At 70.0% G+C, this 15395-nt stretch carries 13 protein-coding genes; 3 read left to right on the plus strand and 10 right to left on the minus strand.

Translation table 11 applies throughout. The features are described from left to right. From Air01nite_RS17510 to Air01nite_RS17550, 9 genes are all read right to left on the minus strand, one after another. Positions 1-1287, minus strand: coding sequence for an aromatic ring-hydroxylating dioxygenase subunit alpha (locus Air01nite_RS17510; protein WP_203703564.1), 1287 nt, complete (start codon positions 1285-1287; stop codon positions 1-3). A gap of 24 nt (positions 1288-1311) precedes the next feature. Further along, positions 1312-1635, minus strand: coding sequence for a 2Fe-2S iron-sulfur cluster-binding protein (locus tag Air01nite_RS17515; RefSeq protein WP_203703565.1), 324 nt, complete (start codon positions 1633-1635; stop codon positions 1312-1314). A 15-nt stretch (positions 1636-1650) separates the two neighbouring features. Beyond that, positions 1651-2697, minus strand: coding sequence for a cupin domain-containing protein (locus Air01nite_RS17520; protein ID WP_203703566.1), 1047 nt, complete (start codon positions 2695-2697; stop codon positions 1651-1653). 67 nt (positions 2698-2764) lie between these two features. Beyond that, a complete protein-coding gene (locus tag Air01nite_RS17525; RefSeq protein ID WP_203703567.1) occupies positions 2765-4006 on the minus strand; it encodes an MFS transporter in 1242 nt (413 codons plus the stop codon). 1 nt (position 4007) lies between these two features. Continuing rightward, on the minus strand, positions 4008-5285 hold the full coding sequence (locus Air01nite_RS17530; protein ID WP_203703569.1) for an MFS transporter: 1278 nt from the start codon (positions 5283-5285) through the stop codon (positions 4008-4010). A gap of 82 nt (positions 5286-5367) precedes the next feature. Continuing rightward, positions 5368-6273, minus strand: coding sequence for a TAXI family TRAP transporter solute-binding subunit (locus Air01nite_RS17535; RefSeq protein ID WP_203703570.1), 906 nt, complete (start codon positions 6271-6273; stop codon positions 5368-5370). 50 nt (positions 6274-6323) lie between these two features. Then, a complete protein-coding gene (locus Air01nite_RS17540; protein WP_203703572.1) occupies positions 6324-7487 on the minus strand; it encodes an ABC transporter substrate-binding protein in 1164 nt (387 codons plus the stop codon). Between the two features lie 36 nt (positions 7488-7523). Then, positions 7524-8666 carry an ABC transporter ATP-binding protein gene (locus Air01nite_RS17545; RefSeq protein WP_203703574.1) on the minus strand — a complete coding sequence of 381 codons (1143 nt, stop codon included), beginning with the start codon at positions 8664-8666 and terminating at the stop codon, positions 7524-7526. 23 nt (positions 8667-8689) lie between these two features. Continuing rightward, positions 8690-10477: an ABC transporter permease gene (locus tag Air01nite_RS17550; protein WP_203703576.1), complete on the minus strand. Its 1788-nt coding sequence runs from the start codon at positions 10475-10477 to the stop codon at positions 8690-8692. Between the two features lie 229 nt (positions 10478-10706). Between Air01nite_RS17550 and Air01nite_RS17555 the strand changes: the two genes are divergently transcribed. The 3 genes from Air01nite_RS17555 to Air01nite_RS17565 all read left to right on the plus strand — a co-directional run bounded on the left by Air01nite_RS17555 (position 10707) and on the right by Air01nite_RS17565 (position 13602). Next, a complete protein-coding gene (locus Air01nite_RS17555; protein ID WP_239090768.1) occupies positions 10707-11582 on the plus strand; it encodes a phosphotransferase enzyme family protein in 876 nt (291 codons plus the stop codon). A gap of 74 nt (positions 11583-11656) precedes the next feature. Next, complete coding sequence (locus tag Air01nite_RS17560) at positions 11657-12229, plus strand: hypothetical protein (protein ID WP_203703580.1); 573 nt, start codon at positions 11657-11659, stop codon at positions 12227-12229. 53 nt (positions 12230-12282) lie between these two features. After that, a complete protein-coding gene (locus Air01nite_RS17565) occupies positions 12283-13602 on the plus strand; it encodes a hypothetical protein (RefSeq protein ID WP_203703582.1) in 1320 nt (439 codons plus the stop codon). Here Air01nite_RS17565 and Air01nite_RS17570 read toward each other — a convergent pair. After that, positions 13595-15395: galactose oxidase family protein (locus tag Air01nite_RS17570; RefSeq protein ID WP_203703584.1), on the minus strand; the 1801-nt coding region annotated here is incomplete at its 5' end. The genes Air01nite_RS17565 and Air01nite_RS17570 overlap by 8 nt on opposite strands.

Raw genomic sequence — 15395 nt, forward strand, 5'->3', positions numbered from 1 at the left:
TCAGACCGTCGTCTGCGCCACGCCCGGGCGCGCGACCACCGCGTCGCGTACACCGTCCAGCATGGACTGGTCTGCCGGCAGCACGATCGAGGCGGACCGGATCCGCTGGTGCTCCGGCGCGAGGCCCGGCGGCGGCGTGCCCTGTTCCGCCAGCGCGAGGGCCGCCTTGCGCAGCCGCTGCCGCGCCTTGATGATGCCCGCGTCGGTGGCCACGAGCCGCTCCTTGGTGCGGTCGACGATCGGGCCCATGCTCTCCTGCAGCGAGGAGTCCTGGATCGCGATGCCCTTGATGCCGGAGTACATCTCGCCCCGGCGCTGCGCGTCGCGGTCCATCAGGTAGTCGTTGTCCTTGTTGGCCACCGGCCGGTACGTGCCGGGGATGTTCTCGTTGTGCACCCCGAGGCCCGCCTTCATCGCGTCGACCTCGGCCGTGGTCAGCGCGCGCACAGGGTGGTAGTCGAACGTGTAGACCCAGCAGTTCTCGTCGTCGATCGGCACCCAGAAGTGGCCGTGCACCGGGTGGTCGCCGCGCGGCGGGACCATCGTGAAGTTGGGCATCACCCACGGCGTGACCCGCCAGTAGTAGTGGCCCTCCTCGGCGTTGCGCCGGGCGCCGATCAGCAGCCCACCCTCGTTCTCGGCTACTTCGAAGAATGGTTTGACATCATTCTTGTTGTACTCGTTGCCCTTCGAACCCTTGAACAACGGATCGGTGTTGAGGTTGCCGGAGTGCAGGAATGTCACGTGGCTGGAGTCGATGCCGCCCTCCAGCGCCTGCAGCCAGTTGCACTCCTGCCAGCGCTTGGACGTGTAGGTCTGCTCGCCGGGTACGCGGACGAACTCCCACTCCGGCAGCGGCGGCTGGTGCTCCGGGTCGCCCAGATAGGTCCAGAGGACGTCGCCGACCTTCACCAGCGGGTACGAACGCAGCTTGACGTTGGCCGCGAAGTTGCCGGTCTCGGGCTCCGACGGCACCTCGACGCACTGTCCGGTGTAGTCGTACTTCCAGCCGTGGTACGCGCAGCGCAGGCCGGAGTCCTCGTTGCGGCCGAACCAGAGCGAGACGCCGCGGTGGGCGCAGAACTCGTCGACGAGCCCGTACCGGCCCTGTGAGTCGCGGAAGGCGACGAGGCGCTCGGAGAGGATCTTGACGCGGACCGGCGCGCAGTCGTCGTCGGGCAGCTCCTCGGCCAGCAGCGCCGGCATCCAGTACCGGCGGAACAGGTCGCCCATGCGGGTGCCCGGACCGGTCTGCGTCAGCAGCTCGTTGATCTCAGTTCTGAGCAAGGTGTTCCTGTCCTCTCAGGGTTATCAGACCTGCTCGGGCGGGACGTCGAGGACGATCCCGTCGAGCTCGGTGGTCAACGGGATCTGACAGGCGAGCCGGCTGCCGGCCCGCCTGTCGTCGACCCCGAGATCGAGCAGGTCGTCCTCCATGTCGCCCGGTGCGCCCACGCCCGCGCGGAACTCCTCGCGGACCCAGACGTGACACGTTCCACATGAGACGTTGCCGCCGCACTCGCCGATGATGCCCGGGATGCCGTTTCGCACCGCGGCGGACATGGCGCTCTCCCCCACGGCGGCGTCGACGACCCGCTCCACGCCGGCGGTGTCGACGTACACGACTTTCGGCACGATCGGGCTCCCGGCTCAGCGCGCGGCGACCGGCTGCGCCGCGGCCGCCGTGACCGGGGTCTTCGAGGCTTCCGCGAAGTAGTGGACGCGGTCGTAGCCCAGGTGCTTGAACAACCGGTTCTGCGACGAGAGCAGCCGCAGCGGGCGGCCGTCCGACGAGAAGTGCTGCGCGATCGTGTTCTGCGGGATGTAGAGGGTGTCGCCCTTCTTGATCTCGTGGCGGGTCGGCTCGAGCGCGATGTGGCCGTAGTACTTCTCGGCGATCTCGGCCGCGACCTCCCAGTGCAGCGAGTAGCCGCCGCCCTCGAGGACGTACATGACCTCGTCGGCCATCTTCCAGTACTTGCCGGAGTTGCCGCCCGCGGGAATGTCGAGCTCGTAGACGTCGACGCTGAACTGGCGGTGGTCGTCCTGCTGGTAGCTGTTGATGACCCGGACCCGGCCCAGCGGGGTGTCCTCCCAGACGGTGTCCTCGGGCGTGATGACCTTCTTGCGGTCGACCACGTCGGGCGTCCAGATCTGCGACCAGTCGATCCGCTCGCCGAACTCGTCGGGCCGGTCGATCGGGCCGCCGCGGCCCTGCTGGATCATGCCCATGAACATCCAGGTGCACTTGGCCTTCATGACGATCGCGAGCGCGGTCTCGTCGTACGGGTTGAAGTGCCGGTGCACCGAGTCGGTGTGCACGAAGACGAGGTCGTCCTTCTTCCAGTCGTAGCGCTGGTCGTCGTGGATCTCGTAACCGGCGCCCTCGAGGATGTAGAAGGCCGCCTCGTTCTGGTGACCGTGGCCTCGGTTGGAGCTGTGCGGCGCGAGCTCGACGAAGTGCACCTGCAGGGTCTGGGTCAGGAACTCGTCGTCACCCGGCCCGATCCGCCACCAGCCGCGGTTCTTCGAGTTGGCCTTCTCCTCGGGTGTGCCCGAGTGACCCACCGAACCGTCGTCGACGACGACGGTCTCGTCGCGCACGCGGTCCACCGCCAGTTGAGCCTGTCGGATGTGGTCGAGGCTGTAGGTCGGCGACGACATGCCGCGAACGAACACGCGCTCGCTCTTACCCATTGGTACCTCCGCAAGTTGGCTATTGGTATGACCATAATTCCGAATACCGTTTACAGCAAGACCAGGGTTAGCCAGGTGCCCGGGCCGCCTCCCGCCGGGCGCCGTCGTAGGACGTGACGGCGTTCGGGCGCACCAGGAACGACGCCGAGAACGCGAACGTCACCAGGCCGCCGACGGCGAGGCCGCCCGCCGGGCCGAGCGCCGAGGCGAGGGCGCCGAGCACCACCTGGCCGAGCGACGGGCCGCCGTTGGAGGCCACCTGGTAGAGCGAGGAGACCCGGCCGCGCAGGTGGTCCGGCGTGTCGAGCTGCACCGCCGACTGCCGGATCGTCGTGGCCACCGCGTCGCACCAGCCGAGGGCCAGCGCGAGCAACAGCGCGAGCCAGATGACCGGCGCCTGTCCGAAGAGGACGACCACGACGCCGTACGACATCGTCGTGGCCACCGCGATCATGCCCTGGCGGCGCCCGCGCTTGACGATGCGGAACACCGTCCAGGTCGCCAGCAGCGCGCCCGCGCTCGGCGCCGCCGCCAGGATGCCGTAGCCGGTCGGGCCCACGTGGAACACGTCGGTCGCCAGCGCCGGCAGCACGACGCGGTACGCGCCGAACAGCGACAGCGCCACGTCGAGCGCGATGAGCTGCACGAGCAGTGGGCGCGAGGTGACGTATCGCGCGCCCTCGCGCAGCTCGGTGAAGAACGGCGCCTCGACCGGTCGGCCCGGCAGCGGCGCGGTCCGCACGAAGAACAGCAGGACGACGAGGACGGCGTACGTGGCGACGTCGAACAGGTAGACCCAACCGGGTCCGCCGACCGCGATCAGCACGCCGCCGAGCGCCGGGCCGACGAGCACGGCCAGCTCCCGCGACGGGTTCACCAGCGCTACCGCCTCCGGCAGCTGGTCGCGTGACACCAATGCCGGCAGGAGCGCGATCCGGGCGGGCTTGTCGAACGTGGCCGCGGCGGTGATCAGGAGGACGCTGGCCAGGATGTGCCACACCCGCACCTCGCCGGCGAAGGTGAGCACCGCGAGCGCGAGCGCGCCTAGCAGCGAGAACGCCTGGCTCGCCTGGAGCAGCCGCCGGCGGTCGAGCCGGTCGGCCCACACGCCGCCCAGCGGGCTGAGCACGATCACGCCGAGGCCCTGCGCGAGCCCCACCAGACCCGTGATCGAGATCGAGCCGGACAGCGCGTACACGTGGTAGAGGCACGCGGCCTGGGTGGCCCGGGTGCCGAGCTGCGAGACGACCACGCCGACCCAGTAGAAGGCGAAGTCCCGGTTACGCAGCAGCCGGCCGAGATCATTCATCTCAGGTCCTCCCGCCCACCATCGACGGGACCTCGCGGACGGCGGCGCGGTCGCGGAACAGGGCCGGTGCGGCCAGGGCCGCGGCGACCACCGCGGTCAGCGCGGCTACCTCCATGCCGGCCCGGGCGCCGAGTGCCTCGCACACCCAGCCCAGCAGTGGGCCGCCGAACGGGGTGCTGCCCACGAAGACCAGCCCGTGTACCGCCAGGACGCGGCCGTGCATCTCCTCCGGTGAGTTCAGCATCAGCAGGACCCGGCCCGCCGTGTTGACGCAGATGTTGGCGAAGCCGAGGCCGACCATCGCGAGGTAGGCGACGTAGATCGACGGCGCGATGCCGACGATCAGGTTGGCGGCCGCGAGCGCGCAGGTGGCGAGCAGCATGAAGCGGCCGTTCATCGAGTCGCGCGAGGCGACCCAGAGCGCACCGGCGACGGCGCCGACGCCCATGCTGGCCGTCAGGTAGCCGTACTGCTCCGGTCCGCCGTGGAACGTCTCGCTCGACAGCAGCGGCAGGACGATGCGGAAGTTCTGCCCGAATACCGCGACGATCAGGATGATGATCATGCAGCCGCGCAGGCGTGGGTTTTTCAGGATGTAGCGGACGCCGTCGAACGACTTGACCCGGCCCTTGGGCCGCGCGCGTTCCTGCATCTCGCCGGGTCGCATCTTGACCAGCCCGATGATGACGGCCACGAACGAGACGGCGTTGATGAGGAACGCGGGGCCGACGCCGGCGGCGGCGATCAGGACGCCCGCGATCGCCGGCCCGACCAGGCGGCCCGTGTTGTGGATCGTCGAGTTGAGCGACTGGGCGTTGACGTACGAGTCGCGGGGCACGACGTCGCCGACGAACGACTGCCGGGCCGGGAAGTCCACGACGCTGACCAGGCCGAGCAGCAGCGTGACCAGGTAGACCAGGCTCAGCGACACGGAGTCGGTGACCACGAGCAGGCCGAGCGCGAGCGCCAGCAGCGCCTGCCCGATCTGCGTGCCGATCAAGATCTTGCGGCGGTCGAACCGGTCCGCGATGCTGCCGCCGACGATGCCGAACAGCAGCATCGGCCCGAACTGCAACGCGGCCGCGATGCCCAGCGCGACGCCGTCGCCGGTCAGCGAGTAGACCAGCCAGTCCTGTGCCACCCGCTGCATCCAGGTGCCGACGACCGACACGGTGTTGCCGATGAAGAACAGCCGGTAGTTGCGGACCCGCAGCGAGCGGAACGTGGTGTCGGCCAGGCGGCGGGGGCGCTCGCGGAGAGCCCGGACCAGCGCTTTCATGGTTTCGCCGGGTACGCTGCGCGGACGGTGGTGGGGCACCCGTCATGTGCCCCACCACCGCTGCCGCCGGCGGTCAGCCGGCTCAGAGCAGTCCCGCTTCCTTGTAGTAGCGCTCGGCGCCCGCGTGCAGCTGCAGCGGCGAGGTCTTCACCACCGCGGCCGGGTCCCAGGCCATGTGCACGGCCTGGTTGAAGAACAGGTCCCGGTTGCTGTCGTAGAGCTTGGTCAGGTCGTACACGAACTCCTCGTCCGTGTCCGCCGGCAGGTAGATCAGGATGCCGTCGTGCCGGTTCAGCGCCTTGACCGGCTTGTCCACCCCGCGCAGGAAGTGGAACGGCACCTCGCCGGTGCCGCCGTGCCCGTTGGCCGCCAGCTGCGCGAGCAGCTCGTCGTCGAAGTCGAAGAACCGCAGGTTCAGCAGCACCGAGGCGTCGATCCAGTGCTTGGTGACGGCGCTGCGTCCCATGTAGAGGTTCGCCAGGATGACGTCGATGTCACCGGCGCGGAAGTCGCCCTGACCGATCTTGCGTACGCTGCCGCCCTTGGCCTCTACTGCTTCTTTGGTCAGTCCGTAGTACTCCATCACCTGTTTCGGCACGACGGAGGCGATGCTCTCCAGGTCGTGGGTCAGCAGCCGGACCGGGTAGTCGGACTGCGCGATCTGGTGGAGGCTGGTGAAGCCGAGCTCGTGCCGGGCCGCGGCGACCAGCCACGACGGGCGGCGGACGCGGCCGATCGCCCGCAGCTCCGCGAACGTCTCACCCTGGTAGAGGTGCTCGCCCGCGATCGCCCAGCCGATCGTCTGCGGGACGCTGGCGCCCAGGTCGGCCTTGCCGCCCCCGACGTACCGCGGGTTGTTGGTCGAACCCGACGCGCTGAGCACCTCGACCTCGTAGCCCAGCGGCTCGAGCAGCCGGCGGGTGATGTCGCCCAGCACCCACCACGGCTCTCCGACCGCACTGCCCGCGAACTTCAGACTCTTCGACATGGATCTCCTGTCAACGTGTGGAACGTGAACTGCCGCATGTGGACGGACGACTACTTGGACAGCGGCTTCTTGCCGGTCTGCCGGATGACGCTCTCCCAGAGGTCCTCCCACTTCTTGACCGCGTCGGGGTCGTTGATGAGGTCGGTGGAGACCGGGATCGCCTTGATGTTCGGGTCGAGGCCGCCCTCGATCGGGAGCACCGTGGTGCGGTTCATCGAGACGCTCAACTTCGCGTGCTCCATCGAGAGGGTCCAGTCGATGTAGAGCAGCGCGCCGGGCAGGTTGTCGGCCGTGATCGGGATCGCGTCGCCGCCGGGGCGCACGACGATCGGCTCGACCGGCTTGGGGTCCTTCCAGGCGATCGGGGCGCCCTTGTTGACGTTGCTCTGGACGCTGTGCTGGTAGCCGTCCGCGATGATGTCGAACTCGCCCGCGGCCAGGAGCTGGACCATCAGCGTGTGGCCGTCGGTGGGGATCATCTTCGACGCGGCGTTGCGGAACAGGTCGATCGCCTGTTCCTCGGTCATACCTTTCTCCTTGACGAAGTAGTCCTTGACCAGCGTCGCGAACCAGACGTAGTCACCGACGTCGACCGCCACGGCCTTGGGGTGGGCGAGCACCTCCTCCCACGTCGTCGGCACGTCGCCGCCCTTGACCTGCTTGGTGTTCCACGCGGCGACGAAGACGTTGACCGTGTCGCTGGCGAAGTACTTGGACAGCTTGGCGCTGTCCGGGATCGCGTCGAGGTTCGGCGAGTTCAGCGGCAGCAGCCAGCCCTCGCGTTCCATCGGTGCGACCTCGGTCGCGTCGGCGATGAACACGTCGGTGCCGGCGTGGCAGGCCTTGATCTCCTCGACCAGCCTGGCCCGGCCGGAGTCGGCGTCGGCCGACTGCAGCTCGACCTCGACGCCGGTGGCCTTGGTGAACGCCGGGTACGTGATCTTCGCGTCGTCGGGGTTCGTGGATGCGGTGATGGTGACCGGGCCCTTGTCCTTGGCCAGCTCCTTCAGCTTCGCGGTGCGCTGGTCCATCGACAGGCCCTCGAGCTGGCCGTAGATGTCGTCCAGCTCCTTGGCGGTCTTGGCGAAGCAGTCGTCGCCGCCGCCCGCGGAGCTCTCGGCCGTGGCCGTCGGCGAACCGCCGCAGGCCGAGAGGGCTAGGCAGGCGACCGTGGCCACGGCCGCCGTGGATCTCCAGAACTTGGCTGTCCTCATGTGGTTCCTACCTCCGGGGGTGATGTCAGGGGGCCGTCAGGCCGGCAGCAGGGAACAGTGTTCGGAAGGAAAGGTCAGGTGCACCGCGCTGTCGCGGGAGAACCTGATCGAGGGGTTGCAGCGGGTACGGACGGTGAAGTCGCCCACCGAGACGAGGTGGTCGACGGCGTCCCCGAGGAACGCGCGGTTCGCGATGGTGCCGTTCCAGACGCCCGGGGCACTGGTGCTCGCCTCGCCCTCGGCGACCTGGATGTGCTCGGGCCGGACGGAGACGATGACCTGCGCGCCGGTCGCGAGGTCGCCGGGCGACCGCGCCGCGAGCCGGCCCTGCGGCGTCGTGACCACGTAGCGGTCCCCTTCGCGGGACTCGACCTCGCCGGCGATCAGGTTCGTGGTGCCGACGAAGTCCGCCACGAACCGCGACCGGGGGTTGTTGTAGATGTCGGTCGGCCGGCCCATCTGCTCGACCTTGCCGTTGGACATGACGGCGATGACGTCGGACATCGCCAGCGCCTCGACCTGGTCGTGCGTCACGTAGACCGTGGTGACGCCGAGGTCGCGCTGGAGCCGCTTGAGCTCGAACCGCATGTCCTCGCGCAACTTCGCGTCCAGGTTGGACAGTGGTTCGTCGAGCAGCAGCAGCGGGGGCTGCATCACCAGCGCGCGGGCCAGCGCGAGGCGCTGCTGCTGGCCGCCGGAGAGGTCGGTCGCCGGGCGGGTGGCCAGGTGGTCGAGCTGCACCACGGCGAGCGCCCGGTCGGCCCGCTCGGTGATCTCCTTGCGCGACAGGCGGTCCTTGCCACGGCGGGCGCGCAGCGGGAAGGAGACGTTCTTGCGCACGTTCATGTGGGGCCAGATGGCGTACGACTGGAAGACCATCCCGAGGCCGCGCTGGTTCGCCGGCAGCCGGACGCCCTTGCTCGACGAGAACAGCACGCGCTCCCCGACGGCGATCTCACCCTGGTTGGGGTGCTCGAGCCCGGCGACGCAGCGCAAGGTGGTGGTCTTGCCGCAGCCGGACGGCCCGAGCAGGGTGAGCAGCCGGCCCGGCTCGACCGACAGGGAGACGTCGTCGACCGCGCGGACGACGTCCTCGGCCTCGCCCTTGCTGCTCTTGAACGTCTTGACCAGACCCTCGACGGCCAGGCGGCCGTCCTTGACCGTGACCTGGGTGCTCATGCGGGATCCCATCCTGTGAGTGGTCATTTCAGGCCGACGCCGATGTTCGCGCCGAGCTTGCGGGCGATCAGGACGAGGACCATCAGGACCCCGACCATCACCATCCCGAAGGCGGCGATCTCGGTGAACGAGCCGTCGGACCACATCTCCCAGATGCGGACCGAGATGACCTCGTTGCCGGGCGAGTAGAGGAGCAGGGAGGCGGACAGCTCGCGGATCAGGCCGACGACGAGGTAGATCCAGCCGCCCAGCAGGCCGGGGAAGAGCAAGGGCAGGGTGACCCAGCGGAACGTCTGCCACCACGTGGCGCCGCTGGTGTTCGCGGACTCCTCCAGCTCGCCGCCGATCTGGTACATCGAGGCGCTGGCGTACCGCATGCCGATCGGGATGCTCTTGGTGAAGTAGGCGATCAGCAGGATCCACCAGGTCGCGTAGATCGGCAGCGGGAAGCGCAGGTAGACGTAGAGCAGCGAGACGCCGAGCACCAGACCGGGGATCATCAGCGGCAGGAACGTCAGGCTGTCGAGGATGTTGCGGCCAAAGAGGTTGGTCCGGATGACCACCCAGGCGACGACCGCGACCAGGAACATCACGCAGGTCGCCGCGGTCAGCGAGAGCGAGAACGAGTTGACGATCGCGTTGACGGACGGGCCGTCGCTGACCAGGTCGCGGTAGTTGTCGAGCGTGAGCGCGCTGAGGCTCGCCCGGGACGGCACCTGGTAGTACGGCTGCAGCGAGGCGTAGATGAGCGTCAGCAGCGGCAGCACCACGGCGATCGCGAAGTAGAGCAGCAGGCCGGTGAGCACGAACGGCTTGGCCTTGCCGAGCTCCATCGGCCGGGGCCGGAAACCCTTGCCGGAGACCGTCTGGAAGGCGCGCGACTTGCGCTGCAGGCGCGACTGCCAGAGCACGCCGGCGGCCGCGATCACCAGCAGGGTGGTGGCGATGGCGCCGGCCTCACCGGTGCGCGGCGGGAAGTGGCCGAGCGCCTCCCAGATCCGCGAGGTGAGCACCCACTCGTTGACCGGGATGCCGAGCAGCGCCGGCACCTCGAAGGACTCCAGGCCGCTGACCAACATGATCAGGGCGCAGGTGTAGAGGGCGGGGCGGACCAGCGGGAGGGTCACCGTGCGGACGGTGCGCCAGAGGGAGGCGCCGCTCATCAGCGCGGACTCCTCGAGCGCGGGGTCCATCGAGCGGAAGGCGGCGTACATCAGGAGGAAGACCAGCGGTGTCGAGCCCAGTCCCTCGACGAAGATCATGCCGCCGATGGAGTAGATGTTGATCGCCCCGGCGCCGAAGATCGGCTCGAGCCAGGAGTTGATGATCCCGATCCGCGGGCTCAGCAGGAAGATCCAGGCGATCGTGTTGAGGATGCCGGGGACGACCAGCGGGATGAGCGCGGTGGCGAAGATCAGACCTTTGAACGGGATATCGGTTCGCACCGTGAGGTAGGCGAGTGTCGTGCCGATCGTCACCGAGAGGACCGTCGACCCGATCGCGTACATCAGGGTGTTGCGCCACATCTCCGTGAGGCCGACCGCCGAGTACGCCTCCTCGAAGAAGCGGAACGTGATGGTGCGGCCGTCGTAGAAGGTCCCGTAGAGCAGGTAGAGCAGCGGCACCAGGACGAAGTAGGCGACCAGCAGCACGCACACGAGCACGATCAGGTTGCTCGGGCGGAGCAGGTTGCGCAGCATCCCGGAGCCGATGCGGACCCGGCGCCAGCGGGCCGGGTCCGGGCCGATCCGGGGCGGTTCGCCCGGCTCGGTCGGCCCGACCGGCGGTAGTTGTTGGAGGGTCTCCGTCATCGCCGACCGCCGCCCGGGCAGATCGTGATGCGTGTTTCCGTTCTGTCCCCGTCGGCCTGCCTGGCACCCATCGAAATGCCCCCTGTTGCGCTGTGTGGGACCGGGGGCGACGGCCCTGACCTGGACGGTCACCCCGGCGATGATGTGCCTGGACGGTACTAGCTAAATGACTTTTGGTCTAACCTTTAGTTCCTACCTATATCATTCCGTTATCTCAAAGGACTTGGTCTTGACACACCCCCGCACCTGGCTCACAGTCGTCCAGTGCGGGACGGGTAACGAGCTCATCGCATGGGTCGAGGCACGGCTGGGCGCCCGCGTGGCGGCGGCGCGTTCGCTGCACGGCGGCGAGAGTCCGTGGTGGCTCGACCTGACGGCCGCAGACGGGTCGGCATTCTCGGCCGTCCTGCGGACACCGAGCAGCCGGATCACGCCCGAGCAGATCGCGACCAACGTCGCCGCGCTCACCGTCGCGGCCGCACACGGCCTGCCAGCCCCACGCCTGCTCGCGGCCGACACCCACCGCAGCGTGGAGACCGTCCTGCCCGGCACGAGCACCTGGCCCGACGCGCCGAACGTCGCACTGCTCCGCGCGGCCGGCGCCGCGATCGCCCGGGTGCACACCGTCGCCATCGACCCGCGACCACAGCTCCCGTCACGGCCGCGGCCGATCGCGGTAGACGACTTCGCCGACGACCGCCGGACCGGCCGGATGCCGACCACCACGCTGCTCCACCTCGCCGACGAACGGGTACGGGCGATCACGGCGCCGACCGAACCGGCCGTCTTCGTGCACGGCGACGTCTGGCCCGGCAACACGCTGATCGCCGGCGACCGGATACGCGCCCTGATCGACTGGAAGACCGCCGGCGTCGGCAACCCCGGCGTCGACCTCGGCGAGCTGCGCAAGCAGGTCGCGATCCTGTACGACGACGACGCACCCGGCCACGTGCTGGCGGGCTGGGAACGCGCCGCCGGACGAAGGGCCGGCGACATCCCCTACTGGGACGCCGTGGCCGCGCTCAACACCCCCACCGAGCTGTACAGCCCCCACGCCACCCGCCGGCGGGACACGTTCCTGGGCGCCGCGATCGCACGGTTGTGACGGGGAGCCGACTGATCCGTGGCGACCGCACCGTCGATGCCTACCGTGGCGGACACATCGGACGGAGGACGCCCATGCGACTGACACCCATGCTCGCCACGCTCGTCGCGGCCGCGGCACTCGCCGGGTGCGCCGGCAGCCCGCCGGCCGCCACCGACCCGGCGCCGACCGCACCACCCGCCCAGACCGCGACGGCCGCGGAGACAGCGGCGGCCGCGAGCCCGGTCGCCGGCTGCGAGTTCCACCGGCTCGAGGACGCCGCCGCAGTCCTGAACGTGCCGATGAACCCGGTGCCCAAGACCGACGAGGTCGAGCCAGGCTCGACCGCCAACAAGTTCCTGTCCTGCGTCTACTGGAGCGCCGACGGCACCCGCTACGCCAACATCGGCCACCGCGCGGCCCTCACCGCAGCCGGCGCCGCCGACACCAGGTCGCAGTTCGCCAACCAGCGCACGGCCGACGCGGTCGGCATCCCGGGTCTGGGCGACGACGCCTACTGGGACACCCCGAACGGCCAGATCCTGGTCCTGGTCGGTGACGACCTGCTGCTCGTCTCCACCGGCGTCAAGGACGCGCCGGCCGAGGCCCGCAGCAGGGACGACACCACCAAGCTGGCGACGTTGGTGGTGCGGCACCTGCCGAGATGACGTGAGTACCCGGGCCCATGCCGCCCGCACCACCCCGCCGGCATCCTGTCCGGATGCGGGGGAAGCTTCTGTTCGTCCAGCTCGGCGCCCTGTGGCTGCTCGGCGGCCTGCTCATGCCGGCCGCGGTGGGGGCACTGGTCGTCCTGCTCCTGGGCGGCGAGGTCGCCGTCGGCGTCGGGCTAGTGGTCGCATTGGTGCTGCTCGTCGGCTACCTGTTCGCGGTCGTCACGGTCACGGCCGGCGCCACCCGGCTCGGCGCGACGCTCCCGGGCCGGCTGCTCTGGGTGGTCCTCGTCCTGCTCGGCGGCACGCTGCTGTGGTCGCAGGGATGGGCCCTCGCCGACGCCGCCGAACTCGACATCAGCGAAAACCCGTGGTTGACCGCGGTCTTCGGCGGGCTGGCATATGCGCTCACAGCCGGATTCCTGCTGCGCGGCCGGCGGCTCAACCTCGCCGCCGTGGCGGCCTTCCTCGCGCTGACAATCGGCGGGCTGGCGGCGTTGCGCGCGTCCGGCCCCGACGAGCTCGAAGAACGGATCGCGTCAGCCGGAATCAACCCCGGCCTGGTCTACGTCGTCGAGGTCCCCGACTACTCACCCAGCGACCACGCGTTCGGCGACCGGCTCGGCACCGGCGCGTTCCTGCCGACCGACCGCACGGCCATCCCACCGCTCCAGTACGTGAACGTCGTCGGCTACGGCCCCGGCTACCACCGGGCCGACGGCGGCCCCGGCTGCGGCCCGACCGTCACCGACTCCCCGTTGTCGATCGCCGAGTGCACGCCCGAACCGGACGGCACCGTCTACCGCCGCGGCGTCGTCGAACACGGCTACCAGGTCACCGTCGGCGACTCGACGGTTGTCGTCTCCGGCTCCCACGCGGTCGACCGCACCCTGCTCCGGGCCGCGGCCCGCTCAGCCCGTGCGGGCACCGCCAAGGACCTGCCCGACTTCCCCGGTGGCGGCCCGTTCTTCGTCGCCGACGTGGCCGGGTTCCGCGCACAGCCGCTCGGCATCCCGCCGGGCGTGCAGTACCTGCGCGCCGACCACACCAGCGGTGACCAGAGCGTGCGGATCATCGTCTCGGCCGCGCCGGCCGCGCAGGGCGACCCCTGTTTCATCTCGACCTGCGAACCAGACGGGCTCGACCTGACCTACCTGCGCCGCGACGACACGCACGGCTACACGCACCGCCACGGCGACGTCCTGGTCACCGTGGAGGGCGGCGTCTCCGTCGACCGCGCGCTGCTGCGGAGCACGGCGCTGGCGGCCCGCCCCGCCACCGACGCCGAGCTCCTGCACGCCCTGCCCGCAGCGCCGCCGCGCGACCGCTTCGACCGGCTGCGCGGCTGGCTGCGCGCGAACGTCAGTTGATGCGGATGAACTTGGCCACGCTCGGGGTGCCAGCGGCGTCGAGGGCGAACAGCAGGTAGTCGCCGGGCAGGACGACGCCACGGTCCGCCGGGATCGACAGCGTGTGCGTCGTGCCGCTGACGGCCGTCGGGGTGAGCGGGATCCGCCGCTGGTCGGTGTTGACGGTGTGGGTCACGGCCGAGGTGCGCACCAGCGCGAACCGCGGCACCGCCGCGCCCGTCGTCACCGAGATCGACGTGCCGGGGCGGGCCGTCGCCGGCGCCGCCGTGATGGTCGGTCGGGTCCGCGCCGAGCCGTCGGCGTTCAACAGATAGGGCGGCGTGAAGATCTGGCCGCTGGCGTGGTTGGTGGCGCAGGTGCCGCAGAGCCCGCCGCCGCCGGAGAACACGCGGCCGTCGGGCAGCAGCAGCGCCACGCTGTGGTAGGTGCGCGGCTCCACCTCGGGCGCCAGCACCGTGAAGTCGCCCGTCGCCGGGTCCCACAGCTCCGGGCTCGCGGCGGCGCCCGTGTCGGTGAACGGCTGCGGATGCTGCTGCCCGCCGATCGCCAGCACCGTGCCGTCGGGCAGGACCACGCCGTTGCCGAACGCCCGCGCGTACGCCATGTCGCCGACCCGCGTCGTGACCACCGGCTGGCCGCGGCCGGCCCTGATGTCCACTGTGTACGCCCGCCGGGTGGCCTGCGTGTTGGTGACGGTGCCTGCGTCCTGGTAGGCCGTGGCGCCGCCGAACGTCAGAATCCTGTTGACGTCGTACATGACCGCGTTGCCGTTCATCGCGTCGGCGCTGTCGGCGCGGTTGCCGGCGCTCGTGATGGTGCCGGCACCGCTCGTGGTGATCCAGTTCATCCGCTTGCTCGGGCCGGCGTGGAAGACCGCTCCCCCGGAGACCGCGAACAGCCAGGCGTGGTTGTCGGATCGGTAGACGCCGCCCGGGTCGGCGGTGAGGATCGGGGTGGCCGAGACACCGGTCAGCTTGGACCACGTGCCGGTCGTGCCGCTCGGCGTGAAGACCTCGCCGTTCTTGTTGCCGGCCGAGTCCCGCCACGAGCCGCCGAGGGTGAACACGCGCCCGTCGGAGAGCAGCGTCGTGGTCTGGTAGGCCCGCGGGATCTGCATCAGCGGAGCCTTGGTCCACGTGTTGGTCGCCGGGTTGTAGATGGTGGTCGCACCGTCGGTGCTGCCGCCGTTGATGAGCACCCGGCCGTCGGCCAGCACGGCGAGCCCGGTGCAGAACATCTGGTGCTGGACCTTGACGGTCGAGGGCGCGCCGACCACGCCGGTGCCGAGGTCCAGGATGGACACGATCGTCGTGGCGGCGTATTTGTCGAAGCTCATGTCGCCGACGGCGGCGAAGGTGAGCAGCTTGTTGTTGGTCAGCAGCACGGCGGAGACCGGCACCGCGGGGAAGCCGATCGTCGCGCCCCATCGGCCACCGGCACCCGCTGCGGGTGCCGGGCCGTGTATCTCGATCTCGGCCGCCGACGACCACGGGCCACGGTTGCCCGCTTCGGTGAGACCGGTCAACCGCACGTAACGCGCGTTGACCGCCGGGAAGGCGATGGTCTTCGCCGCCTTGTCGTCGGCCCACGCGCCGCCCGCCACCACCGTCGTCCAGACCGTGCCGTCGGCGCTGACCGCGAGGTCGAAGCGGCCGATGTTGCCGTTCTTGGACGCGTCGGCGCGCGGCAGGTAGCTGAGGCCGGAGATCCGCTTCGAGGCCTTCATGTCGACGGTGATCCAGTGCGGCAGCGGCTTGGCCGGCGAGAACTGCGAGTGCCAGATCGTCGTGGCG

The sequence above is a fragment of the Asanoa iriomotensis genome, assembly GCF_016862515.1.
Taxonomy (GTDB): domain Bacteria; phylum Actinomycetota; class Actinomycetes; order Mycobacteriales; family Micromonosporaceae; genus Asanoa; species Asanoa iriomotensis.

Bases quoted from the DNA above. Each gene is read 5' to 3' on its own strand.
- Air01nite_RS17520 (WP_203703566.1), bottom strand. From the start codon at position 2,697: ATGGGTAAGAGCGAGCGCGTGTTCGTTCGCGGCATGTCGTCGCCGACC.
- Air01nite_RS17525 (WP_203703567.1), bottom strand. From the start codon at position 4,006: ATGAATGATCTCGGCCGGCTGCTGCGTAACCGGGACTTCGCCTTCTAC.
- Air01nite_RS17530 (WP_203703569.1), bottom strand. From the start codon at position 5,285: ATGAAAGCGCTGGTCCGGGCTCTCCGCGAGCGCCCCCGCCGCCTGGCC.
- Air01nite_RS17535 (WP_203703570.1), bottom strand. From the start codon at position 6,273: ATGTCGAAGAGTCTGAAGTTCGCGGGCAGTGCGGTCGGAGAGCCGTGG.
- Air01nite_RS17540 (WP_203703572.1), bottom strand. From the start codon at position 7,487: ATGAGGACAGCCAAGTTCTGGAGATCCACGGCGGCCGTGGCCACGGTC.
- Air01nite_RS17545 (WP_203703574.1), bottom strand. From the start codon at position 8,666: ATGAGCACCCAGGTCACGGTCAAGGACGGCCGCCTGGCCGTCGAGGGT.
- Air01nite_RS17550 (WP_203703576.1), bottom strand. From the start codon at position 10,477: ATGACGGAGACCCTCCAACAACTACCGCCGGTCGGGCCGACCGAGCCG.
- Air01nite_RS17560 (WP_203703580.1), top strand. From the start codon at position 11,657: ATGCGACTGACACCCATGCTCGCCACGCTCGTCGCGGCCGCGGCACTC.
- Air01nite_RS17565 (WP_203703582.1), top strand. From the start codon at position 12,283: ATGCGGGGGAAGCTTCTGTTCGTCCAGCTCGGCGCCCTGTGGCTGCTC.